The sequence below is a fragment of the uncultured Hymenobacter sp. genome (assembly GCF_964243305.1).
Classification (GTDB): domain Bacteria; phylum Bacteroidota; class Bacteroidia; order Cytophagales; family Hymenobacteraceae; genus Hymenobacter.
The window spans coordinates 118,385-142,646 of sequence record NZ_CAXTEF010000004.1 but is presented as its reverse complement, the minus strand read 5'-3'; the positions used below and the strand labels follow the sequence as shown (position 1 = coordinate 142,646).

Annotated in this window: 12 protein-coding genes, 2 pseudogenes and 1 riboswitch; of the genes and pseudogenes, 5 read left to right on the top strand and 9 right to left on the bottom strand. The window is 64.9% G+C overall.

Translation table 11 applies throughout. The features are described 5' to 3' along the window. Positions 1–61: 61 nt before the first annotated feature. Both metH and ACFE70_RS04390 read right to left on the bottom strand, forming a co-directional pair. Positions 62–3,874, bottom strand: coding sequence for a methionine synthase (metH, locus tag ACFE70_RS04395; RefSeq protein ID WP_375416503.1), 3,813 nt, complete (start codon positions 3,872–3,874; stop codon positions 62–64). A gap of 86 nt (positions 3,875–3,960) precedes the next feature. After that, positions 3,961–4,071, bottom strand: a riboswitch (SAM riboswitch). 237 nt (positions 4,072–4,308) lie between these two features. Next, on the bottom strand, positions 4,309–5,562 hold the full coding sequence (locus tag ACFE70_RS04390; protein ID WP_375416502.1) for a molybdopterin molybdotransferase MoeA: 1,254 nt from the start codon (positions 5,560–5,562) through the stop codon (positions 4,309–4,311). A gap of 117 nt (positions 5,563–5,679) precedes the next feature. On the opposite strand from ACFE70_RS04390, the gene ACFE70_RS04385 reads away from it, so the two are divergent. Then, positions 5,680–6,861, top strand: a complete 1,182-nt coding sequence (locus ACFE70_RS04385) for an NTP transferase domain-containing protein (protein WP_375416501.1) — start codon at positions 5,680–5,682, stop codon at positions 6,859–6,861. A 304-nt stretch (positions 6,862–7,165) separates the two neighbouring features. After that, positions 7,166–9,739 (top strand): response regulator, encoded by a 2,574-nt coding sequence (locus ACFE70_RS04380; protein ID WP_375416500.1) that lies wholly within the window; start codon positions 7,166–7,168, stop codon positions 9,737–9,739. A gap of 272 nt (positions 9,740–10,011) precedes the next feature. On the opposite strand, the gene ACFE70_RS04375 is transcribed toward ACFE70_RS04380, so the two are convergent. The 3 genes and pseudogenes from ACFE70_RS04375 to ACFE70_RS04365 all read right to left on the bottom strand — a co-directional run. Beyond that, positions 10,012–11,307, bottom strand: coding sequence for a cation:dicarboxylate symporter family transporter (locus ACFE70_RS04375; protein WP_375416560.1), 1,296 nt, complete (start codon positions 11,305–11,307; stop codon positions 10,012–10,014). 250 nt (positions 11,308–11,557) lie between these two features. Beyond that, positions 11,558–11,611: pseudogene (locus ACFE70_RS04370) on the bottom strand (hypothetical protein); the annotation flags it as partial. Between the two features lie 146 nt (positions 11,612–11,757). Continuing rightward, positions 11,758–12,054: pseudogene (locus tag ACFE70_RS04365) on the bottom strand (RNA polymerase sigma factor); the annotation flags it as partial. 410 nt (positions 12,055–12,464) lie between these two features. On the opposite strand from ACFE70_RS04365, the gene fdhD reads away from it, so the two are divergent. Next, on the top strand, positions 12,465–13,337 hold the full coding sequence (gene fdhD / locus ACFE70_RS04360) for a formate dehydrogenase accessory sulfurtransferase FdhD (RefSeq protein WP_375416499.1): 873 nt from the start codon (positions 12,465–12,467) through the stop codon (positions 13,335–13,337). A 111-nt stretch (positions 13,338–13,448) separates the two neighbouring features. Here fdhD and ACFE70_RS04355 read toward each other — a convergent pair whose 3' ends face one another. The 4 genes from ACFE70_RS04355 to ACFE70_RS04340 form a co-directional block, all read right to left on the bottom strand. Further along, the gene (locus ACFE70_RS04355; RefSeq protein ID WP_375416498.1) at positions 13,449–15,911 is read right to left on the bottom strand and encodes a hypothetical protein; all 2,463 of its coding nucleotides are present in this window, start codon (positions 15,909–15,911) and stop codon (positions 13,449–13,451) included. 50 nt (positions 15,912–15,961) lie between these two features. Then, positions 15,962–17,122 carry a DUF4249 domain-containing protein gene (locus ACFE70_RS04350; protein ID WP_375416497.1) on the bottom strand — a complete coding sequence of 387 codons (1,161 nt, stop codon included), beginning with the start codon at positions 17,120–17,122 and terminating at the stop codon, positions 15,962–15,964. A 179-nt stretch (positions 17,123–17,301) separates the two neighbouring features. Next, positions 17,302–20,079, bottom strand: coding sequence for a carboxypeptidase-like regulatory domain-containing protein (locus ACFE70_RS04345; protein WP_375416496.1), 2,778 nt, complete (start codon positions 20,077–20,079; stop codon positions 17,302–17,304). Between the two features lie 102 nt (positions 20,080–20,181). Then, entirely contained in the window at positions 20,182–20,955 is a 774-nt protein-coding gene (locus tag ACFE70_RS04340) for a hypothetical protein (protein ID WP_375416495.1), read from the bottom strand. A gap of 94 nt (positions 20,956–21,049) precedes the next feature. Between ACFE70_RS04340 and ACFE70_RS04335 the strand changes: the two genes are divergently transcribed. Both ACFE70_RS04335 and ACFE70_RS04330 read left to right on the top strand, forming a co-directional pair. Further along, positions 21,050–21,415, top strand: coding sequence for a DUF7009 family protein (locus ACFE70_RS04335; protein WP_375416494.1), 366 nt, complete (start codon positions 21,050–21,052; stop codon positions 21,413–21,415). A 136-nt stretch (positions 21,416–21,551) separates the two neighbouring features. Beyond that, positions 21,552–24,149 (top strand): FdhF/YdeP family oxidoreductase, encoded by a 2,598-nt coding sequence (locus tag ACFE70_RS04330; protein ID WP_375416493.1) that lies wholly within the window; start codon positions 21,552–21,554, stop codon positions 24,147–24,149. The last annotated feature ends 113 nt before the right edge of the window (positions 24,150–24,262 follow it).

The window sequence follows — 24,262 nt, the reverse complement described above, 5'->3', positions numbered from 1 at the left end:
CGATATCTTATAAATGATTTTGCTAAGCGGCGCGGACGCCGGGCGGGGACTAGCCCCGCCCCTACGCCGGGACGGCCGTGGGCTCGTAGTTCAGGTTTGGCATCAGCCAGCGCTCCAGCTCATTCAGGGCCATGCCCTTGCGCGCGGCCACGTCCGCCACCTGGTCGCGCCCGATGCGGCCGAGGCCGAAGTAGCGCGAGTCCGGGTGGGCGTAGTAGAGGCCGCTCACCGACGAGGCCGGGTACATGGCCAGGCTCTCGGTGAGGGAGATGCCAGTTGCATTCTCGGCGTCCAGCAGCTCAAACAAGGTGATTTTCTCGGTGTGGTCGGGGCAGCCGGGGTAGCCGGGCGCGGGGCGCACGCCCTGATATTTCTCCTGAATCAGGTCGTCGCCCCCGAGGTTTTCATTCGGCGCGTAGCCCCAAAACTCCTCGCGCACGCGCTGATGCAGGCGCTCGGCGAAAGCCTCGGCGAGGCGGTCGGCCAGGGCCTTGAGCATGATGCTGGAGTAGTCGTCGTGGTCGCGCTCGTACTCTTCGAGCAGCGGCTCGATGCCCAGGCCGGCCGTCACGGCGAAGCCGCCGAGGTAATCCGGCCGGCCGGATTCTTTGGGCGCCAGGAAGTCGGAAAATGCCAGATTAGCAATGCCGGGCGCCTTTTCGGACTGCTGGCGCAGGGTGAAAAACGCCGATACCGGCTCGTCGCGGTGCTCGTCGTCGGCGTAGATTTCGATGGTGTCGTGCCCTACGGTGTTAGCCGGCCAGAAGCCGAGCACGGCGCGGGCGCTCAGGCGCTTTTCGCGGATAATCTTCGCCAGCATGGACTGCGCGTCGGCGAAAAGCCGGGTCGCGGCCTCACCCAGCGTGTCGTCTTCCAGGATGCGCGGGTAGCGGCCTTTCAGCTCCCAGGTATGGAAAAACGGCGTCCAGTCGATGTACTGGGCCAGCTCTTCGAGCGGATAATCTGCCAGGACTTTGGTGCCCAGAAAGCTCGGTTTAGTGATGGGCGCCGTTGCCCAGTCAGCTTGGAAGCCGTTTTCGCGCGCTTCCGCAATGGTCAGAAATTTTTTGTCGCGCTGCCGGCCGGCGTAGTCGTGGCGCAGCGTGGCGTACTCATCGGCCACGGCCTGGGCGTAGGCCGTCTCGGCGGAGCCGAGCAGGCCGGCGGCCACGCCCACCGAGCGCGAGGCGTCGTTGACGTGCACGACGGCGCCGCCGGGGTAGGCGGGCGCGATTTTCACCGCCGTGTGCAGCCGCGAGGTCGTGGCCCCGCCGATAAGCAGCGGGGTTTTCAGGCCGCGCTTCTGCATTTCGGCGGCCACGTACACCATCTCATCGAGTGAGGGCGTGATGAGGCCCGAGAGGCCGATGACATCGGCGTTTTGCTTCACCGCCTCATCCAGAATGCGTTCCAGCGGCACCATCACGCCCAGGTCCACGATGTCGAAATTGTTGCAGGCTAGCACCACGCCCACGATGTTCTTGCCGATGTCGTGCACGTCGCCTTTCACCGTGGCGAGCAGAATCTTGCCCGCCGTCTGCCGCTCCTGCCCGCGCTTGTCGGCCAGCAAATAGGGCTCTAAATAAGCCACGGCCTTTTTCATCACGCGGGCTGATTTCACCACCTGGGGTAGGAACATCTTGCCCGCCCCGAACAGGTCGCCCACGACGTTCATGCCCGCCATCAGCGGGCCCTCAATCACCTCCAGCGGGCGGGCCACCTGCTGGCGCACTTCCTCGGTGTCCTCATCGATAAACTCGGTGATGCCGCGCACCAGCGCGTGCTGGAGTCGCTCAGCCACCGGCAGGCTGCGCCAGGCATCGGCCACTACTTCTACTACGTCCTTTTGCTTGACAGTTTCAGCGAATTCGACCAGCCGCTCCGTGGCGTCGGCGCGGCGGTTGAGCAGCACGTCCTCGCAGAGGTCGAGCAGGTCTTTGGGCACCTCATCATAGACCGCGAGCTGATTGGGATTGACGATGCCCATATCCAGCCCGGCGCGAATGGCGTGGTAGAGAAAGGCCGCGTGCATGGCCTCGCGCACCACGTCGTTGCCCCGGAACGAGAAGCTGATGTTCGACACCCCGCCGCTGGTGAGCGCGCCGGGCAGGTTTTGCTTTATCCAGCGCACGGCCTCGATGAAGTCGAGCGCGTAGTTGCGGTGCTCGTCCAGGCCCGTGCCCACGGTCAGGATGTTGGGGTCGAAGATGATGTCCTCGGCCGGAAACCCTACCCCCCTCAATAAATTGAAGCTGCGCTGGCAGATGACTTTGCGCCGCTCCAACGAATCCGCCTGCCCGTCCTCGTCAAAGGCCATCACGACCATTGCCGCGCCGTACTGCCGCACGGTGCGAGCCCGCTGCAAGAACACCTCCTCGCCCTCTTTCAGCGAAATCGAGTTGACGATGCTCTTGCCCTGCACGCACTTGAGGCCGGCTTCGAGCACCGTCCACTTCGAGGAGTCAATCATTACCGGCACCCGCGAGATGTCGGGCTCGGCGGCCATCAGGTTCAGGAACGTGGTCATCGCCTGCTCGGAGTCGAGCATTCCCTCGTCCATGTTCACGTCCAGAATCTGGGCGCCGCCCTCCACCTGCTCGCGGGCCACAGCCAGGGCCGCATCGTAGTCGCCGCTGCGAATGAGGCGGGCGAAGGCGCGCGAGCCCGTCACGTTGCAGCGCTCGCCGACGTTGACGAAGAGGCTGCTTTCCGTGATGTTGAAGGGTTCGAGGCCGGCGAGGCGGGTAGCCCCACCCCCGGCCCCTCCCCTGCGGGGGAGGGGAGCCACGGCGGCGCCTCTGTCTTCCTTTGAAATCCCGTTAATCTCCCCCTCCTCCGCAGGGGAGGGGGTTGGGGGGTGGGGTTGTGGCCGTGGTTTATACCGCTTCGCCAGCCGGCTCAGCTCCGCGATGTGCTGGGGCGTGGTGCCGCAGCAGCCGCCCACCACCGTCACCAGCCCATCTTTCAGATACTCTTCCACCACGGCCGCGAACTCCTGGGGCGTCTCATCGTAGCCCCCAAAGGCATTGGGCAAACCCGCGTTGGGGTAGGCCGAGATGTGCACATCGGAAATTCGCGCCAGCTCCTGCACGTAGGGCCGGAGCTGGTCGGCGCCGAGGGCGCAGTTGAGACCCACGCTGAGCAGTGGCAAGTGGCGGATGCTGTTCCAGAACGCCTCCACGGTCTGGCCCGAAAGCGTACGGCCCGAGGCGTCGGTAATGGTGCCCGAAATCATGACCGGCACCTCGCGCCCGCCCTCGTCAAAGAACTTCTGCACCGCGAACAGCGCCGCTTTGGCGTTCAGGGTGTCGAAGATGGTTTCAATCAGCAGCGCGTCCACACCACCATCGACGAGGCCGCGGACCTGCTCCAGGTAAGCGGCGGCCAGCTCATCGAAGGTCACGGCGCGAAAGCCGGGGCGGTTCACGTCGGGCGAGAGCGAGGCCGTGCGGTTGGTGGGGCCCACGGCACCGGCCACGAAGCGCGGCTGCTCCGGTGTCAGAGCCGAGTACTCGTCGGCCGCGTCACGGGCCAGGCGGGCGGATTCGTAATTCAGCTCATACACAATGCTTTCCAGCCCGTAATCGGCCTGCGCGATACTGGTGCCGGAGAACGTGTTGGTTTCCACCATATCGGCCCCGGCGGCGAAATATTCGGCGTGAATGCCGCGGATGATGTCGGGCCGCGTCAGGCTCAGCAGGTCGTTGTTGCCCCGCAGCGGCCGGTCGTGATTGGCAAAGCGGGCACCGCGGAAATCTTCCTCCGCGAGCGGATGGCGCTGAATCATGGTGCCCATCGCCCCATCGAGAATCAGCAGGCGCTGCCGCAGGATGTCGGGCAGGCGGGAGGTCGTACAGTCGGTTTCGGTCAGCATGGAGGTCTTTCAGGAATAAGGCGCGGGCAAAGCAGGGCGCCGCGAATCCAGAAAGAGAAGCCGCGCGGATAAGGCGCGGGTTCCGGCTGTCATCTTTATCTGACCGAAAAACCGGTCAGAATGGGAGTTGGCACCGGCTCAAAGCCCGGTTGCCAAGACGTCGTAGGGCCCAGTCCCTCGGTCTTTCTGGATAAGCAGCTGGCACGAAGATACGGATGCTTTGCGCTTTGCGGGTAGTTATCGGCGGACAAGGCGAGCAAAAAGGCGGTCATGCAAGAAGGCGGTCATGCTGAGCGCAGCGAAACATCTCGCGTGGGAAAGTAATCCAATCGTGCGGTCAAGCTGATTAGTGCTGCGAGCGAGATGCTTCGCTGCGCTCTGCATGACCGCCTGTTTGCTCATCGTTCATCGCTCATTGCCCGCCAAGCGCCGCGTCACAGCATCCAGCACGGCCACACCTCGCCGGCGGCGAAATGCGTGGGTTCTGGCGGCAGCTCCACAAAACCCTGCGCGCCGAGCAGGCCGGCCAAATCGCCGGAGCCGCCCGTGGGAGCGGGGTAAGCCAGGCGCCGGCCAGCGGCGTCGATTTCGAGGCGCACGGGCAGGAAATAGGTGAGCCGGGGCCGAAAATCCACATCGGCCGCCAGCACGGCCGGCGCGCATAGCTCTGCCAGCCAGGACGCTTCGGAGGCCTTGGCCGGGCCGGGGGGGGTAGGGAATTGCTGGCTGGCCCGCAGCCAGGGCCGCACGTAGCGGTAGGCGGTGAGGAGCGTCGAAACCGGGTTGCCGGGCAGCCCGAACACGGCTGGCCCGCCATCCTTTTTCTGCCCAAACCACATCGGCTTACCGGGGCGCTGCTCGACTTCGTGAAAAATCTCTTCTACCCCCAGCTCCCGGAAAATGCCCGGCAGATGGTCGGCCCGGCCCTTGCTCACGGCCCCGCTGAGCACCACGGCATCGTAGGCGCCGGGCGCGAAAAGCGGCGCCAGCCCGCTGTGCAGCTGGCCGGGGTCGTCGGGGAAGTGGTGCAGGGTGCAGGCCGCCCCGGCCGCCGTGAGCAGCGCGTGCAAGGCATACACGTTGGAGCGCCGAATCTGGTGGGACAGGGGCGTGGCCGCCACGTCCACCAGTTCGTCGCCGGTGCTCACCAGGGCCACGCGCGCCGGCCCCAGCACCCGGATTTCGGCCGCGCCGATGGCGGCGGCTACGGCCATTTCGGCGGGGCCCAGGCGGGTGCCGGCCGGCAAGAGCAAGTCAGCCTGGCGGCGGTCCTGGGCCTGCGGGTGCACGTGCTGGCCGGGCCGCGGCGGGGCCGGAATGCGGATGGTGGCCTGGCGCGCGGCTTCGTCCAGGTCCAAATCCTCGTAGCGCACCACGGTGTCAGCGCCGGGCGGCAGCACGGCGCCGGTCATCACCTCGGCGGCGGTGGCCAAGTCAGCGAGGGGTAGGGCGGGGGCGCCGGCGTATTGCGTGTGGGCTACAGTAAACGTGGTCTGGCCGCCGGCCCAGGCGCGGTGGGCCACGGCGATGCCGTCCATCGCCACGCGGTGAAAGGGCGGAAAGTCGCGGTCGGCGCGCAGGTCCTGGGCCAGCACGCGGCCGGCAGCGGCCAGTAAGGGCCGGGTTTCGGGCGGTAGGCGGCGGGCCGTGGCCAGCACCAGGGCAAAGGCGTCGTGGGCGGAAAGCATGGGGGTAGGGAATGGCCGGGCAGAAGCCGCCACCGGACGGGCGACGGAGGGTTGAACTCCATCCCTGAAAATTAGTTAGCGTAAGCCGACCCCACCGCTTCACCCCAAGCCCCTGTCATGTCCGACATCATCTCCAAAAAAACCAAGCACGCCGCTCTGGCCCGCCCCGACCTCGGCGAGTTTGGCCGCCACGAGCTGGCTTTCCTGGGCGCGCCCTGCGGCCTGATTCAACAGCTGGCCCGCGAGCTGGCCCACCGCCTGAGCCCGGCTCTGCGCGTGGCCTACGTCGATGCCGATCACGCCGGCCACGACCAGGAAACGGCCGCGCAGATGATGGCGCCAGGCTTCGCCGAAAGCGCCTTTTCAGCGGAGCTGACCGATAAAATCAGTTTTCGGCAGCTGAACCTGCGGCGCGGCCTGGACCGGTTTTCGCAGCCCGAGCTGCTGGCCCACGAAAGCCTGGTGCTCGTCAATGGCAACCACTTTCGCGCCCGCCAGCAAGTCATCATCCTCGACCCGCGCAAGCCGCTGGAGCGCAAGCTCGACCGCCTCACCGAGGTGCAGCTCATTCTACTGACCGATAGCCAGACCGAGCTGCCCAACTACCTGCGAGCGCACCTGGCAGCTACCGGCCGGCCCCTACCCCCCCAGCGCCGGCTCAACGATGTGGCCGGCATCGCGGACTGGCTGCGAGGCTGGTATGCCGCGGCCGTGCCGCCGCTGCGCGGCCTGGTGCTGGCCGGCGGCCTGAGCCAGCGGATGCAAACTGACAAAAGCCGCCTGCGCTACCCCGGCCGGCCCGAGCAGCGCGCCCACGCCGCGGCCCTGCTCGGCGCCGTGTGCCAGGATGTGCACATCTCCGGCCGGCCCGAGCAGCTGGCCGACTTGCCCGCCAGCCTGACGCCGCTGCCCGACAAGCTCTTGGGGTTGGGGCCGGTCGGGGGCCTGCTCACCGCCTTCCAGACCGACCCCAACGCGGCCTGGCTCGTGCTGGCCTGCGACCTGCCCTTCCTCACGGCCGACACGCTGGAGTTTCTGGTGCGCCACCGCCAGCCCGGCCGCGCCGCCACGGCCTTCCAGAGCCCGCGAGACGAGTTCCCGGAGCCGCTCATCACCATCTGGGAGCCGCGCAGCTACGCGACCTTGCTGCGCTTTCTGAGCTTGGGCTACTCTTGCCCGCGCAAGGCGCTCATCAATTCCGACATCGAGCTGCTGCAAGCGCCCCGGCCCGACGAGTTGCGCAACATCAACACGCCCGCCGAGCGCCAAGCCGCCGAGCGGGAGTTGAGCGGGAGTTGAGCGGCCGGTAGCGGCGCTAGGCGCGGCGCAGCAAAAATTAGTTGGCGCGGTTGCCTCAGCGGTTGCCTGGGCCCCGCCGGCCGCCGGGGCCCAGGCACCGGTTTAGTAACGCGTTGATTGCGAGTGCCGGGCCCGGAAGCAGTCCGGGCTGGGGTTGCGGCCGGGAGGGGGGGGTAGGAATTATGGTTAAATAAATTGAGGGATTAATACCATTTATATAATTCATAACAGTAAGTGAATAAGTGGGTTAGACTGTGTAATTCTAGTATATTTGATACCTGGTTATTCCGATGAGTTATATTCTATGCTTGATTCTTACAAATACGAGTTTGTGACTCCCTCAGCGCCGCCCACCATCGAGCTGAACGAGACGCCGAGGGTCCCTTATGAGCCGGCCACCACGCAGCTCGCCGAGCTGCAGCGCGCCCTGGCCGCCGCGCAGGCCGAAGCGCTGGTGCACGCGGCGGCCCGGCGCGAAGCCGAGCAGCAGCTGATCGAGCAGCAGGATTTCTACGAAACCATCCTCAACCAGCTGCAAGTAGAGGTGGCCGTATTTGATGCCGAGCACCGCTATCAGTTCGTGAACCAGCGGTGCTTCAGCGACCCGGCAATGCGGGAATGGATAATTGGCAAGGACGACTTTGCCTATTGTGCCCACCGGCAGCGCCCCACCGAGCTGGCCCAGCACCGCCGGCAGGTCTTTGAGGAAGCCGCCCGCACGGGCATGGAAGTGAGCTGGGAAGAATGCCTGCCTTCGGCCGACGGGCCGCGGCAGATACGGCGCCATTTTACGCCCGTGCTCGGGCCCAGCGGCGCGTTGCGCATGGTGGTAGGCACGAGCGTCAACGTGACCGAGCGCCGGCAGATCGAGCACAAGCTGGCGCAGCAGCGCGAGTTCTACGAATTTGTGCTCAACCAGATGCCCTGCGACATCGGCGTGTTCGACGACCAGTTTCGCTACCTGTTCGTGAATGCGACCGGCATCAAGGACCCGGCCCGGCGCGAGTGGGTAATCGGCAAAGACAATTTCGACTACTGCGCCCAGTATGGGCACCCGCTGAGCCTGGCCGAGGAGCGCCACGCCCGTTTTCGGGAGGCCGTGGCCGGGCAGCAGCTCGTCACGTTCGAGGAGACGTTTCAGCGGCCCGAAGGCACACGCCACCAGTTCCGGTGCTTGCAGCCCGTTTTTCACCCCGACGGCCGCCTCAACCTCATCGTGGCCTACGGCCTCGACATCACCGAGCGGGTGCTCACCGAGCAGGCCCTGCGCCACGCCAAGCTGGCGGCCGAGTCGGCGGTGCGGGCCCGCGAGCTGTTTCTGGCCAACATGAGCCACGAAATCCGCACGCCGATGAATGCCATTCTGGGCATGAGCCAGCTCTTGGCCAAAACGTCGCTCGCCCCCGACCAGGACTCCTACCGGCAGGCCATCACGACGTCGGCCGAGCACCTGCTGGTTATCATTGATGACATTCTGGACTTGTCCAAGCTCGAAGCAGGCAAGATGACGCTGGAAAATGTGGGCTTTGAGCCCGCGCAGCTCCTGGCCGAAGTCGAGCAGACCCTGCACTACAAGGCCGTGGAGAAGGGCCTGAGCCTGGTCACGCAGCTGGCGCCGAACGTGCCGGCCGTGGTACTCGGCGACCCCTACCGCATCCGGCAGGTGCTGCTCAACCTAGCCGGCAACGCCATCAAGTTCACCGAAACCGGGCGGGTGCTCATCTTCTGCGACTATGAGTTTGCGGGCTGCGCGGGCGGGGCGGCGGGCGAGGTCGTGTTTCGGGTCATTGACACCGGCATTGGCATTGAGCCGGAATTTATGCGCAACATCTTCACCGAGTTCAGCCAGGAAGACTCGTCGGTAACGCGCAAGTTTGGCGGTACGGGCCTGGGCCTGAGCATCTCGCGCAATCTGCTGCGCCTTATGGACAGTGACATCGACCTGGAAAGCGAGAAAAACCAGGGTACCGAGATGCGCTTTGCCCTGCGCCTGCCCGTGGGCACGGCCGCCGACCTGCTGCCCAAGGAAGTGCTGCCGCCCGACAGCCCCGTGCGCCTGGATTTGCGCGACAAGCAGGTGCTGCTGGTCGAGGACAACCGCTTTAACCGCCAGATTGCCAAGACCTTTCTCAATCAGGCCCACGTGCAGGTGACCGAGGCTGAAAACGGCGCCGTGGCCGTGGAGCTGGCCCGCCACCAGCGCTTCGACCTGATTTTGATGGATATCCAGATGCCGGTCATGGACGGCTACGCGGCCACGGCGCTGCTGCGCCAGCAGCTGGAGCTGACCACGCCGATTGTGGCGCTGACGGCCAATGCCATTAAGGGCGAGCGCGAAAAGTGCCTGGCGGCCGGCATGAGCGGCTACCTGGCCAAGCCCTTCAAGGAAGAAGAGCTGCTCAAAACGGTGAGCAAGTGGGTGCTGCCGCTAACTGAGGAAGCGCCGCTGCCCGCGCCCAGCCGGCGTGCGCCACTGCCCGCCGCGCCGCCTGCCGCACCCGCGCCGCCCGCGCCGGCTGCCGCCCCACCGCTCTACCAGACCGTCGAGCTGCTGGAAGTGGGGCAGGGCGACCTGGACTTCGTGGCCTTTATGCTGGCCACCTTCGTGGAGGGCTGCGAGGACGCCCTGCACAAGCTCGCCCAGGGGATGCAGGAGGCGGATATCAAGCAGGTAAAGACGGCGGCCCACACCCTGCGGCCCAGCCTGATTCATCTGCGGGCCCTGCACCTCCTACCCCCCGTCGAGACGTTGGACCGCTGGGAAGGGAGCTTCCAGCCCGAGGCGCTGCACCCGCTTGTGGAGTCAGTCAGCCAGCTGCTGCGCGAACTCATCGCCCAAATCAAGCTGGATACGAAGGAGATAGTGATTAGTGATTAGTGGCTGGTGAGCCCCGGTGGGGCAACCCATTGGCAGCATCCCTACCCCCCTCTTCCGCCCCAAAGCCCCCGTGGAGCGCCCCAACCCGCCCGTGCAAATGCGCGAGCGGTTGGGTCGCCCCGCCGGGGCTTTATTGATTTCCTACCCCTGTTTTCTACCGATGGGCCGCCCCGTTGGGGCTTTGGCTCAGAGGAGGGGGGTAGGGATGCGGCCGACAGGCCGCCCCAATGGGGCTCACCGGCCACTAACCACTAATCACTAACCGTTGATTATTAATCGCCGTGCTTCTCGGCTACTTCGGCCAGGAACTCGCCGCTGGTAAGGTTTTCGGCCCGGCGGCGCAGGCGCAGTGGGCGCAGCCGGCCACCGAGCGCGGCTTCGGCCTGCGCGTGGTCGAGGGCGTTTTCGTTGTGGGCGAGAAAGACCGTGGCCACGCCGTTGCCGATAAAGTTGGTGATGGAGCGCGCCTCCGACATAAACCAGTCGACGCCCAAGAGCAGCGCCAGACCCTCCACCGGAATCACTTTCATGGCCGTGAGCGTGCTGGCCAGCACCACAAAGCCGCTGCCGGCCACGCCGGCCGCGCCCTTGCTGGTCACCATCAGGATGCCCATCATGGTCAGAATCTGCGTTCCGGAGAGGTCGATATGAAACACCTGGGCCAGAAACAGCGTGGCCAGCGAGAGGTAGATGGTGGTGCCGTCGAGGTTGAAGGAGTAGCCCGTGGGCACCACCAGGCCCACCACGGGCTTGGCGCAGCCCATGCGCTCGAGCTTTTCCATCAGCCCCGGCAGGCCAGCCTCCGAGGAGGAAGTGCCGAGCACAATCAACAGCTCTTCTTTGATGTACTTGAGGAACTTCCACATGCCGATGCCGGCGTAGCGCAGAATGCCGCCCAGAATTAGGAAGATGAACAGGGCCATCGTCAGGTACACCGTCACCAGGAGCTTGCCCAGGGGCAGCAGCGTGGCAATGCCATACTTGCCGATGGTGAAGGCCATGCCCCCGAAGGCACCGATGGGCGCCAGCAGCATGACCAGGTGCAGGCCGCGAAACACGTACTTCGAGGCCCACTTGAGGCGGTCGATAACGGGCTTGCGGCCGGCGTATTTGCTCAGGACAATGCCGAGCGCGATGGCGATGAGCAGCACCTGCAAGGTCAGGTTATCGGCCAGGAAGTGGCCCCAGGAAAACTCGCCCGCCCGCTTCGTGAACTCGCCCACGTCCGGCGGCTCGCCGCCGAGCTGGCTCACGGCCACGCCGTCGCCGGGCCGCACCAGCGCCGCCACGCCCACCCCGATGGCCAGGGCCAGCGTGGTCACCAGCTCGAAGTAAAGCAGGGCCTTGCCGCCGATGCGCCCCACCTTCTTCAAGTCGCCCATCGTGCTGATGCCCAGCGTGATGGTGAGGAAGATAATCGGGTTAATAAACAGCTTCACGACCCAGATAAACTTCTCGCCCAAGGGCTTCATCTGCACGGCCGTGGCGGGCGCGAAGTGGCCCAGCAGCGCCCCCGCCACGATGGCCGTAAGCACCCACAGGGTCAGGTTCTGGGACAGGCTTTTCAGGTTCATAGTAAGGAGGAGTATCGGAAATCAATCTACATCTAAGCCCCCCCGTGGCGCAGACGTTGCAGGCCATGTAGGCCGCGAGTTGAGCGGCCACGCGGCAGGTTCGCGGACTATTAAGTCCGCGCTACTGCCTAGTAGCCTGGAGCAGTACCAGCAGGCCGCTCACCAGAAACTCGCGCAGGTAGCAGCGCAGCAGCTTCAGCGAGCAGGCCAGGTGGTACTCCACCGTCTTGGGCGAAACTCGCAGGTGGGCCGCGATTTCGGCCACCGAGCGGTGCTCCAGGCGGCTGAGCTGGAACACCTGCCGGGCGTGGCCGGGCAGGCTGCGCACGCTCTGGGCCAGCGCGGCGGCCAGGTCGGCGGCGGCCACGGTTTCCTCGGTGCTGCGGTCGGGCCGGGCGGGGGGGGTAGGGCAGCGTGGGCGCGGCGCACCAGCTGGGCCCGGATGCAGTCGATGGCCCGGTAGCGCAGGGCCGCGAACAGATAGGCGTCGAGCTGCTCGATGGCGGCCGTGCGGCGCTTGTGCCAGAGGGCTACGAACACGTTCTGCACCGCTTCCTCCGCCTCCGTGGTGCCACCGAGCTTGCGGCAGGCCTGCGCGTGCAGCGGCGCCCAGTAGCGCCCGTAGATTTCGGCGAAAGCCAGCTCATCGTCCTGCCGGGCCAGGGCCCGCACCAGCGCCGCGTCGTCCCGGGCCGCGTGAGGCGGCGCGGTGCGGGCTGGCGAAAGCGGAAGCACTTGCATTGAAACCAGGAAAAGGAGATAAGCTACGCCGGAATAAAAAACGAAAGAAAGGGCGGAAAAAGAGGTGAGTAAGGCAGTAAGCCCCGGCTGTGCAGCTCAAAGAGCTAAACCAAAAAGTCCGAAACCACCCGCTGCAATGTACTAGACTTGTTCCTGAATTAGCAAAAAGTTAATAGAACGTCCTGCGGAGCTTGTCGAAGCATCTCTCCCGCTTCGTTCGGGTGTCGTCCGGCAGAGATGCTTCGACAAGCTCACTATGACTACCGTCTTTTCTTGATTTTCTTAATTTAGGAACAAGTCTACTGTTTAACTGGTACATTATCTATAAACTACCCGCCTTATTCCGCGTTTGTGCCTGCTGGCCGCTGGCGTTCCGATTTCCCTACCCCCCTTCCTTCACCACCTCTGCTATGGAGTCCGCCATTCTGCTGCCCGCAGCCAGTTACGAGTTTGCCACCATTCACAAGGTGAGCGGCGCGGGGCCGGCCGTCGCCGCTTCCGACCAGCTCGCCGCCGAAGAGCCGCTGGAAATCCGCCTCGGTTACCTCAACCCCGAAACTGGCCGCCGCGAGCATCGCACCCTGTCGGTGACCATGCGCACACCCGGCCAGGACGAGGAGCTGGCCGCCGGCTTCCTGCTCACCGAAGGCATTATCCACCTGAAAACCGACCTGCTGGGCGTGCGCCCCTGCCCCGACGTGCAAAAGCCCGAGGAAGCCGGCAACGTGGTGCGCGCCGAGCTGGCGGCCCACGTGCCGGTTGATTTCCAGGGCCTGGAGCGGCATTTCTATACTAGCTCCAGCTGCGGCGTGTGCGGCAAAACCAGCATCGACGCCGTGCAGACGGCCAGCTGCCCGGTGCTGCCGGCCGCCGGCCCGCGCCTGAGCCATGAGGTCATCCACCAGCTGCCGGAGCGGCTGCGCGCCGCGCAAGCCGGCTTCGAGCAAACCGGCGGGCAGCACGCGGCGGCGCTGTTTACGCCCCAGGGCGAGCTGCTGCGCTTGCGCGAAGACGTGGGCCGCCACAACGCCCTTGACAAGCTCATCGGGGCGGCGCTGCTGGCCGGCGAGCTGCCCCTGCACGAGCACGTGCTGCTAGTCAGCGGCCGGGCCAGCTTCGAGCTGGTGCAGAAAGCGGCGGCGGCGGGCCTGGGCGTGCTGGCCGCCGTGGGCGCGCCCAGCAGCCTCGCCGTGCAGGCCGCCGAGCGGTTTGGCATGACGGTGCTGGGGTTCGTGCGCCAGGGCCGCTATAACATCTACTGCCACGGCTGGCGCCTGGGGTAGGGGCGGGGCTGGCCCCCGCCCGGCGGGTGAACAACCGTCACGGTGCTTAGCGCGTGAAAAGATACTTGCCTCATGGCGCGAGTGTTGGCCGGGCGGGGCCAGCCCCGCGCCCTACAGCGCGGATTTCACTTCGAAGTCAAAGCTGGTGCTGCCGGCGAGGCCATTTTCGGTCAGGCCCTGCACCACCACCCGGTAGGTGCCGGCCTGGTCGGAAGTGAAGAACGTGAGTTGGGCGCCGGTACCGGGGGTAGGGCGCACGGCCGGGTTCCAGTAGAGCAGGTTGCGCAGGTCGGGGCGGCGGCTTTGCTTATCGAGTGGGGTGTCGTAGCGCGGCGCGTAGAACTCACGCTGGCCCTGGAGACCCTCATAGTCGGTGAGCAGCGCGTGCGGGTCGGGGGTGAAGCCCGCCAAATCACCCTGGTAGGTGGTGTAGCTCACCACGCCGTTGTAGAGCCGGGCGCCCAGCGCGTAGCGGGTCGTGATGACGTCGAGCTGCTGCACCTTCAGCGGGTCGAAGGCCATGATGCGGTCGGTGTCGAACACCGGCACGCCGTCGAGCAGCACCAGCGGGCCGTCGAGCAGGTTTTTGGAGTTTTTATCGGGCACCAGAAAGTGGAAGCCATCCGGGCGGCGCCGCACCACCACGCCCGGCACGTACTCGCGCATCACCTCCTCCATCACCTTGAAGCGGGTGTAGTCGTCGAGGCGGTAGTGCTCATCAGGCCGGCCGAAGAAGGCCGCGCTGTCGGTGCGCGGCGCATCGTAGCGGGCCGCCGGGCCGCCGAAGTAGCGGGGCTGCACCTGCATCTGCACGAGCCGGCGCCGCAGGCTGGCCGCCAGGTCTTCGCTCAGCGCCAGCGGCCCGGCCAGCCGGCCAGTTGCGGGCTGCCCCGCGAAAGAACTGAACAGCTCTACTTGGTAGAGGCTGTCGCGTTGGGTGTCGGGCTGCACGATGAGTTGCCGGGCCCCGTAAAAATCGGGCAGCTCCACCTGCACGCTGCCGTCGCGCCGGCTCACGGCGGTGTAGAGCTGCACGTGGCGGCTGGGCGTGGCCAGGTAGATAGGAATGTTCGGGGCCGGCGCGCCCGTGCCGCGGCTCAGCACCCGGCCGCGCAGCAGCGGGCCGTTGGGCTCCGGCAGGTGGGGTAGGGAATCGGGCCGGGCGCGGAGCACGTCGGCCCAGCGCCAGCGGCTCCAGCCCTGGGTCAGCATCAGGTTGTCGGCGGCCTGGGCGGCTTCCGGCCCGGTGGCGCTGAGGTAGTAGGCGGGACTTTCCACGGTGCCCTTCAGGTCCGAGGTCAGCCCGAAGTAGCTGCCGATATCCGCTCCGCCGCCCGCCGCCAGCGAATCAAGCTGGTACACGGCCACCGACAGGCGCGCCGGAGCCGGCCCGGCGGCGCTCAGCTGCAAGCTCACCGGCGCGCGCAAGCCGTACTGGCGCTGGTCGGTTCGGGCGGTGAGGGCCAGCCGCTGGGTAGGCGGCCGGAAGTACAGCCGCTCGCACACTGGCTGCCGGCGGCTGTTGAAGAGCGTGAAGTGCGAAACGCCGCCGGCCGCCAGCTTCTGCCGCGGCACCGTGAAGGCGACCTGCCCATCAAAAAGCTGCTCCCCGGCCGCCACCAGCACCTGCTGCCCGGCGTGGCCCAGCAAGAACACGGTTTCGTTGGCCAGCTCCGCGCCGCGTGTTTTCACCAGGATGCGCAGCACCTGAGGGTCGGTATCGATTAGGCGTAGCACGTAGCCTTGTTCCCTAACGGGGGGTAGGGCACAGGTAATAGTCTGCTGATTAGCCAGCTTGATGACGGCCGTGTAGGCGGCGCCGGCTTTGGTGGGCAGCAAGGAAAAGCTGCCCAGCCCGAAGCGCAGTGTGCGGAACTGCGCTACGCTGGCGCCGGCCTGGTCCAGCACCACGCCCTCGGCGGCCACGCCGCGGCCGGCGCTATCGGTTATTTTGAAGCCAACCTGGCTGCTCAGGCCCTGCACGAGGTAGCCGCCTTCGGGGAAAAACTGCGGGTCGTAGGCCGCGGCCGGCGGGGTAGGGCGGGCCGCGGGCCGGGCCAGCGGCCGGCGGGGATTGACGATGGTAATAGGGCTCTGAAAGAACATTTCGGGGCCGAAGTTCTGCATCCAGCCGGTGTAGGCGCGCACGGTGTAGCGGCCCGAGGCCAGCGTGGCCGGCAGCTCCAGGGAGCCCTGCCCGGCGGCGTCGCGCAGCCCGATTTTGGCTTGCAGCACTGGTTTTTGGGCGGCGTTGAGCACTTCCACGTAGGCCACGCTGCTCACCGGCAGCGGCCGGTGAGTGCTACCCTCGGTGGCGTAGACGGCCAGCCACACGGTTTCGCCGCTCACGTAGGCCGGCCGGTCGAGGTGCAGAAACAGCTTCTCATCCGGCACGCGCTGGCCGTAGCTGGCAAACTGCCGGGCAAGGCCCGCCAGCGAATCGGCCTGCCCGAAGGCCGGACTCATGCCGCCCGGCCCGGCGCCCAGCAAAATGCTCAGCCAGCCACTCAGCAGAAGCAGCAACCGGGGCAGGGGGCGCGAGTGGGTACGGCGCGGTGGGCGGCGGGCGGTCATCGGAAGGGCGGGGGTAGGGATTTTGAATATAACTGGCCAGTCAATCCGCGCTAGGGCCAGAAGCTGGGCTTTACATTGGTGCCGCGCAGGCGGCAGTCCACGCACTCAGCCGGGGCGCCGCTATAGCCGATGAGGGTACCGGTCCTGCCTTCGCCCACGCCGCTAATCGGTAAGTAGCCGGCGTTGTTGAACCGAAATGAGAGATTTTGCAGCAGTATGGTATCCGCCGAGCAGGTTTCGTAGCCGGTTTCGTAGCGGCCCTGGGGTGGTAGTTCGGTACTGGCAATAAACAGGCGCCGCTCCGTGACGCCGGTGGCGCCCACGTAGCCAATCACGGTTTCGGCCGCGTCGGTGAGGCAATGCACGTTGCCCGTGAGCTGGCTCGGCTGCGGGTCGTAGAGGCCGCCAAGGTTCTCGGTGTTCTTTTGCAGCAGCTCATAGTAGGCATACTCTTCGGGCGTTTGGGCGTACTGGCTGACCAAGATGCTGTATTTAAAGTGCAGCTTGGCCGAATTGAGCGGCACCCGCGTGAGCGGGAAGCTGGCTACCACATCCTGGCTCAGCTTGGCGGTGCTGCTCAGGCGAATGCTGGTGGAGTTTGCCGTCGCCCAGCACTGATAAATATTCTCCTGTCGCCGCTGTATGGCGCCGTTCACGTACTCGAAAAAGGAGTTGTAAGCTGACTGAAACTCCCAGGTTTCCTGGTAGGTCCAGCGGTAGTAGCGCGTGGTGCCGGCCGGGTCCTGAGCGCTTACATAAACCTGCACGCCCCGATCATCCTGCGTCCAGGTCAGTTTGTCGATGGGCGGCGACGCCTTCGCCGCCACCAGGTCCGAGGCGTACTCGCGGCCCGCACTCGTGCGCAGCCGCAGCCGGTACTGCTGGCCGGCGCTCAGCGGCAGGACCGGCGCGGTGTAGGTGCCGCCTGCTTGCTCCGTGAGCCCGTAGCGGGTGCCGGTGGCATCCTCAATGGTCACGGTGGCCCCGGTTTCGGCTGGTGGTGCTTCCGTGGCCGCCAGGTTTTGGGTGCGCGAAAGCCGGATGGTGGTGACGCCACTAAGATTGATAAAGCCGCTGACTACCAAGAAGCTTTTGGGGGAGTTGATGACTTCCGGCTCATATGGGTCGGTGCAGCCACTGATGCTCAGCAGTAGGGGTAGGAGCAGGGCAAGAACCGTAGTCGGAACGCAACGGCGGAGGTAGAGACGCAACCGCTCGCGTCGGCTGCCCGCGTGAGCGCCGCGAGGCGGGGTAGGAAAGTACGCCCCTAACTCCCTACCCCCCTTTAGTAGTCCGGACGCCAAGCCGTAATGAGTTGTATCCCGGCATCCGGGCTGATGAAGTGAGCCGGCTGAGAAATGGCGAATCAAGGGCGACATAGCGCGTTCAATTAAAACCGGAAATTATAGGTGACGCTCGGAATGGGCTGACCAAAAATCGAGAGCTGGTAGCCGTTAATCTGCCCGTTCTGCGCCTTGAAATAGACCGAGTAAGGGTTTTTGCGGCCCGTGAGATTGTACACGGCCAGCGTCCAGGAACTGTGGGCCAGCTTCCTGACCTTGTGGTTGCCCTCGATGTTCATGGCAAAATCCAGCCGGTAGTAGTCGGGCACGCGGTAGGCGTTGCGGTCGGAGTAGTACACCCGTGGCACGCCATCGACGGTGTACTTGGCCAGCGGCAGCGTGATGGGCCGGCCGGTGCTGTAGTTGAAGTTGAGCGAGGCACTGAAGCGCCGGCTGAAGCGGTAGTTGCTGGCCAAGGTCACCTCGTGGGGCTTGTCGAAATTGCTGGGGTAGGAACGGCCGCCGTTAATCTGCTCGCTCGGCGTGCCCTGATTGACTTGCACCAGCGAGCGGGCGTAGGTGTAGTTGAGCCAGCCGTTGAGCTTGCCGGTGGCTTTCTTAATGGAAAACTCCACCCCGTAGGCCCGGCCCTCGGCGTTCACGAGGTCGGTTTCGAGGTGGCGGTTGAGCAGCAGCACCGCGCCGCTCTTGTAGTCCACGAAGTCATGCAATCGTTTGTAGTACGTTTCAATTGAGGTTTCAATGGTGTTCGATTTGAAATTCCGGTAGTAGCCCACCGACACCTGGTCGCCGACCTGGGGCCGTACGTAGGTGTCGCTCAGCTTCCAGGTGTCGGTCGGCGACACGGAGGCCGTGTTGGTGAGCTGGTGGATGTACTGGCGGGTACGGTTGTAGCTGGCCTTCACCGAGGCGCGGTCGGAGAGCGAGTACTTCACGGAGGCCCGGTATTCGGGCCCGTGGTAGGTGGCAATGGCCTTGCCCGCGCCGTAGCGCACGGTGTCGGTGATGCCGCCCACCGTGCGCGCCGCCTCGGCCCCGTACTGGTACACGTCGCGCGGACCCAGCGCCTGGAACAGCGAGTAGCGCAGCCCCAGCGACAGCGACAGCCGGGGCGACAAATCGAGCCGGTCCGACACGTAAAGGGCGCTTTCCTGGGCCTGCTCGCGCGGCAGCTCATTCTCGCTAATCAGGGACTCGCTGCCCATTGGGCTCAGCTGGCCCGGCGCGATGCGGTAGCGCAGGCTGCTCACGCCGAAGTCGATGGTGTGCTTGGCATTGTAGAAGTAGCTAAAGTCAGCCTGCCCGCCAAACTGCATCAAATTAAAGCGCAAAGCCGCGGCATTCACCGGGTTGCGCTCATTCGAAATCTGGTACTGATACTGGCTGAATGTGCCCGTGAACACGCCGTAGAGCAGGTTGCTGAACTGGTGCTTCCACTTGAGGCTGGCCGTGCGGTTCTGGTATTCATACGTCGTATCGGTGGCCAGCCGGAACCGGTCGCGGCTCAGGTAGCCGGTGGCGTAAACCGTGTTCTTGTCGTCAACCGTGTGGCTGATGTGGGCGCTCAAATCATAAAACGAGGCCGCGCTCTCACGCAAGGAACGGTCGGGCAGGCGCTGGAGCAGCCAGTCCGAATACGAGGTGCGCCCGCCGATGATGAACGAGCTTTTATCCTTGATAATCGGGCCCTCCAATGTCAGGCGGCTGGTGAGCACGCCGATGCCGCCGGCGCCGGCAAACTGCTTGTTGTTGCCGTCGCGGGTCGTGATGTCGAGCACCGACGAAAGCCTACCCCCGTAGCGGGCCGGGATGCCGCTCTTGTACAGCTCCACGGTCTTGAGCACGTCGGGGTTGAAGGCCGAGAAGAAGCCGAACAGGTGCGAGGGGCTGTACACCGTCGCGTCGTTGAAGAGAATCAGGTTCTGGTCGGTGCCGCCGCCGCGCACGCTGATGCCGGTGCTGCCCTCGCCCACCGACTTGACGCCCGGCAATGTCATAATCACGCGCAGAATGTCCGTCTCGCCGAACGCCGTCGGCACCTGCCGGATGGTCTTGATGTCGAGCCGCTCGACGCCCATTTGCAGGCCGGCCACGTTCTTGTCCTTCTCGGCCTCAATCACCACTTCCTTGAGCGAGGTAATATCCTCGCCCACCTCAATTTCCAGCTGCCCGTCACCGCGCAGCTGAATCCGGCGCGCGGTGTTCTTGATGCCCAGCCCGCGCACGAACACCACGTGCTGGCCCACCGGCAAGGTCAGGGCAAAGTGCCCGAACTGGTCGGTCGATACGCCAATCGAGGGCGACTCAATATAGACCGAGGCCCCAATTACCGGCTCACCCGACTTGGCCTCGCGCACGTGGCCGGCCAGCGTGGCGCGGCCGTTGCGGTCGGTGCCCGCCTTCCCAATCTCGTAGAGCGGTCCGGTCGCTGCTGCCACCGCGCGGCCCTTGGGCGCAGCAGCCGGCGCGGCGGGCTCCTCGTCATCGGGGCTGCTGGCCGCGGCGCCCGCGCCGGGCCGGAAAAAGTCGTCGGGCAGGGCGGTGGTAATGGCCTCGCCGGCGGTGATGAACACGTGGTTTTCCTCGTCTACGGCAAAGCGCAGCTTCGTGGCACCGAAGGCCTGCTGAAGCACGCTGCGCAGCGGCTGCGCCTCGGCCCGCACGTTAATCCCTACCCCCCGCACGGCGGCCGAGTCGAAGTAAAAGCGGTAGGGCGTCTGGGCTTCGAGCTGCCGCACGAACTGCGTCACGCTCAGGCCCTGAAAGTTGCCGCTGATGAGCGGCTCGGCCTGCTGGCCGTAGCTGCGCAAAGTGCCGCCGCATACCAGTAGTAGAAGGAGGATAATGCGGTAGAGGGTAGTCATATAAACAGTAGGGTGCGGGGCTCGCCCCCGCCCGGCACTCGCGCCGTTTGCTTTTACGTTTGCTCTTCAATCAACCCTATTCGGGCTCGGTCCAGGGTTCGCTCAACCGCCGCTGGCGGGCGTTGGCGCCAGGCGGGGGGGTAGGGAATCGTAGTAGCGCAACAGCGCCACTAGCGACTGTTCGCGGCTGGCCTCGCTGAATTTCAACTTTTGCGCCCGGCTGAACTGGCGCAGCGCGGCCTTGTCGGCCGGCAGCAGCCGCAGCACCTGCTTGGCGCTGGTTACGGAGTAGTAGCGGCCCTCAGCTTGCAGGAAAAACTCGTTTTTCTGGCTTATCTCGCCTTCGCGGCCTTCCGCCGTGTTGCGCGCCTGCGCGCTTTTGCGGCGGAAAGCCAGCAGCTGCGTCCGGCCCTCGACCAGCAGGTCATAAAAGCCGGTGCGAATAACCGATTCCTGGGCGTTAGAGTCGGCCACGAGGCGAATGAACGTGTGGCCGCCCAGGCGAAAGCGCGCTACCTTTTCATTGACCAGCCGCAGCTGCTGGCCGCTGGGCGGATGCGCGAGCACGAGCTGGCCGCGCAGCAAATCGTAGCGCAGCGGCACGCCCACGTAGGTGGCCCCGCCGTAGACGATGGTGGCTTCCTGCTCCTCGGCCGACTCGAAAAACGGATGCCCCCGGACGTAGCCTTTCACGTAATTGACGTATTCCGGGCCGTCGTAGAGGCGCGAGTCGTAGCGCAGGCCCGCCGCGTAGCGCTGGCGCAGGGTGCTGGCCGCGGTGGCCCAGGCGCTGGAATCAGTGGCCTGGCCGTGCGCCCGGCCGCCCAGGCCCAGCAGCGCACTGGTGAAGATGGAACAAAGCAGCCGGTTTTTCATTTTTGAGGAGAGCTAAGCAAATGTATAGCAAAAGTTAAATTAGTCTTCGTCGCCCACCCAACTGCTGATTTTCAGACCTTTTGGCCGCTTACTCATGAAGCTCCGCCTCGAAGACAACACCCTGCGCCTGCGCCTCTCCGGCCCCGAAGTCGAAACCTTCGCCGCCACCGGCCGCATTGCCACCGACACGCGGCTGGGCCCCGGCCCCGGCCAGCTGCTGAGCTACGCGCTGGAGCGCACCGCCCCCAAAATCCCTACCCCCCCCGCCGGGCCCGAAGCCATTGAGGCCGATACTGCTGGCCTGCGCTACGCCCCCGGTCAGATCACGGTGCTCGTGCCGGCGCCGCTGGCCGATAAATGGACCAGCACCAGCCAAACTGGATTTTCTGCCGAAATCATTGTCTCCGAAACTGCTAAGCTGCGTATCTTGGTTGAGAAAGACCTTGACTGGCACCATTGACAGGCAATTATGAGTTATAAATCTATGAGTTATGAGTTGGCATATCGCTGGCTGATAATGCATATTAGCTAGCTCTATAATCGTCCTGCATCTGCTGAAAAACTCATTTCTAACTCATAATTTATAACTCTGAAGAATGGAAGATTCGCCCCAGACCGACCCCAGCAAGGCTGGCAAAGTAGAGGAACAAAAGGCCAGCAACGCCCCCAAGAGCGGGGAGCGGCCCGACCAGGGCAGCGCGCCCACGCCCGACTACGAGATTCCGAACGCGGACAATCCGACCAAGGAAGAGCATCAGGCCAACGCCCACGCCCCCGTGAGCGAGGCGCCTATCGTCGCGCCCGACGTGGCGGGCGCCAAGTACCGCTACCCGGTGCTGGCCCAGCCGCCGGAGCAGCTTACTGGCCTGCGGCTGGAGCAGCGCGCCAAAATGGCGGCTGGCGTGACGGCCGTCATCAAGTCCATGCAGTTCAGCTGGGGGCAGGACGGCGTGGGCCGCGGCACCAAGGCGCTGTTGGGCATGAACCAGAAGGATGGCTTCGACTGCTCCTCCTGCGCCTGGCCCGACCCCGACGAGCACCGCTCGGTGGCTGAATTCTGCGAGAACGGCGCCAAAGCCGCCGCCTCCGACGCCGACGACAAGGCCGCCGGTCCGGAGTTCTTTGCCCGGCACAGCATCGCCGAGCTGTCGCGGCTGACTGACCGTGACCAAAACAACGCCGGCCGCCTCACCCACCCAATGGTGAAGCGCCCCAACTCCGACCGTTACGAGCCTATCGAGTGGCCGGAGGCGTTCCAGCTTATCGGCGACAATTTGAACGCGCTGGGCTCGCCCGATGAGGCCACGTTCTACACCTCGGGCAAGGTGCCGAATGAGCCGGCGTTTTTGTTCCAGCTTTTCGCCCGGCAGTTTGGCACCAACAATCTGCCCGACTGCTCGAACATGTGCCACGAAAGCAGCGGCTCGGCTTTGAGCCCGACGCTGGGCTTGGGCAAGGGCTCGGTCACGCTCAATGATATTCACGAGGCGGAGGTCATCCTCATCATCGGCCAGAACCCCGGCACCAACCACCCGCGGCAGCTCACGGCTCTGCAAAAGGCCAAGCGCAACGGCGCCAAAATTATCAGCATCAACCCGCTGATTGAGGCCGGCTTGGTGGCGTTCAAGAATCCGCAGGACTTCATGAACCCGCTGCGGGCGGTGGGCGCCCTGCTCGGCGACGGCACCCCAATTACCGACCTCTACCTGCAAGTGCGGGTCGACGGCGACATGGCGCTGTTGCGCGGCATTATGAAGCACCTTTTCGAGGCCGAGGACCGCAACCCCGGCCGGGTCGTGGACCACGCCTTTATCAAGGAGTTCACCACTGGCTTTGAGGACTTCGAGCAGAACATTCGCAGCACGAGCTGGGCGGACATTGAGGAGCAGAGCGGCATCAGCCGCACGCAGCTGCTGGAGGCGGCCAACCTCATCGGCACCAAGCAGAAAATCATTACCTGCTGGGCGATGGGCGTCACGCAGCAGCGCAACGGCGTGCAGACGATTCAGGAAATCGTGAACCTGCACCTGATGAAGGGCGCCATCGGCAAGCCCGGTGCCGGTACCTGCCCGGTGCGCGGCCACTCCAACGTGCAGGGCGACCGCACGATGGGCATCTGGGAGCGGGTGCACTCGGGCTTCCTCGACGCGCTGGAAAAGGAGTTCAGCTTTAAGGCGCCGCGCGAGGATGGCCTCGACGTGGTGGAGAGCATCAAGGCCATGCACGAGGGCCGCATCAAGGTGTACTTCAGCCTGGGTGGCAACCTGCTCGCCGCCGGCCCCGACACCGAGTTCATCGCCGAGGCCATGCGCAAGCAGAAGCTCACGGTATTCGTGGGCACCAAGCTCAACCGCGGCCACCTCGTGACCGGCGAAACCAGCCTGCTGCTGCCCTGCTTCACCCACGCCGATATCGACCTGCAAAAGTCAGGACACCAAATGACGAGCTGCGAGAACTCGATGGGCGTGGTGAGCCAGAACAAGGGCATCCTGGTGCCGCTGGCCGGCGAGATGCTGAGCGAAGTCGCTATTTTGAGCGGCGTGGCCATTGCCACGCTCGGCGCCACGGGCCGCACCAACGTGGCCGACTGGGTGGCCATGACCGAGAACTACGACGTGATTCGGGACCACATCTCGCGCGTGATTCCGGGCTTCGAGAAGTTCAACGAGCAGCTGCGCCACCCCGGCGGGTTCTACCTGCCTAATGGCCCCCGTGAGCGCAAGTTCACGACCAAAAACGGCATGGCTAACTTCAGCACCACCGAGCTGCATAAGCATACCTTGGAGCCCGGCCAGCTCGTGCTGATGACCGTGCGCAGCCACGACCAGTTCAACACGACCATCTACGAGTATAACGACCGCTACCGCGGCATCCACAACGAGCGCCGGGTCTTGTTCATAAACCGCCAGGACATGGCCGAGCGCGGCCTCAAAGCCCAGGACCAGCTCGACATCACGAGCCACTACGACGGGCAGCAGCGCACGGTGGAGAAGTTTCTGGCCATCCCCTACGACATTCCGCGCGGCAACGTAGCAGCCTACTTCCCGGAGGCCAACCCGCTGGTGGCCATCAACAGCGTGGCCAAGGTCAGCAACACGCCCACCTCGAAGTACGTGGTCGTGACGGTGGTACCGGCCAAGGTGTCGGTGGGTGCCCAGGCTCCGACCAGGGACCGTGTGGCGGTGCCGGCATAGGAATGGGCGCAACGGTTTGAGTCTTTAAAAAGGCCTGCTACGAGAAGTAGCAGGCCTTTTTTGTGGGCGGAGCTGACCGCTATAATCTATAATAAGGCTGAGCAGCCAATTCC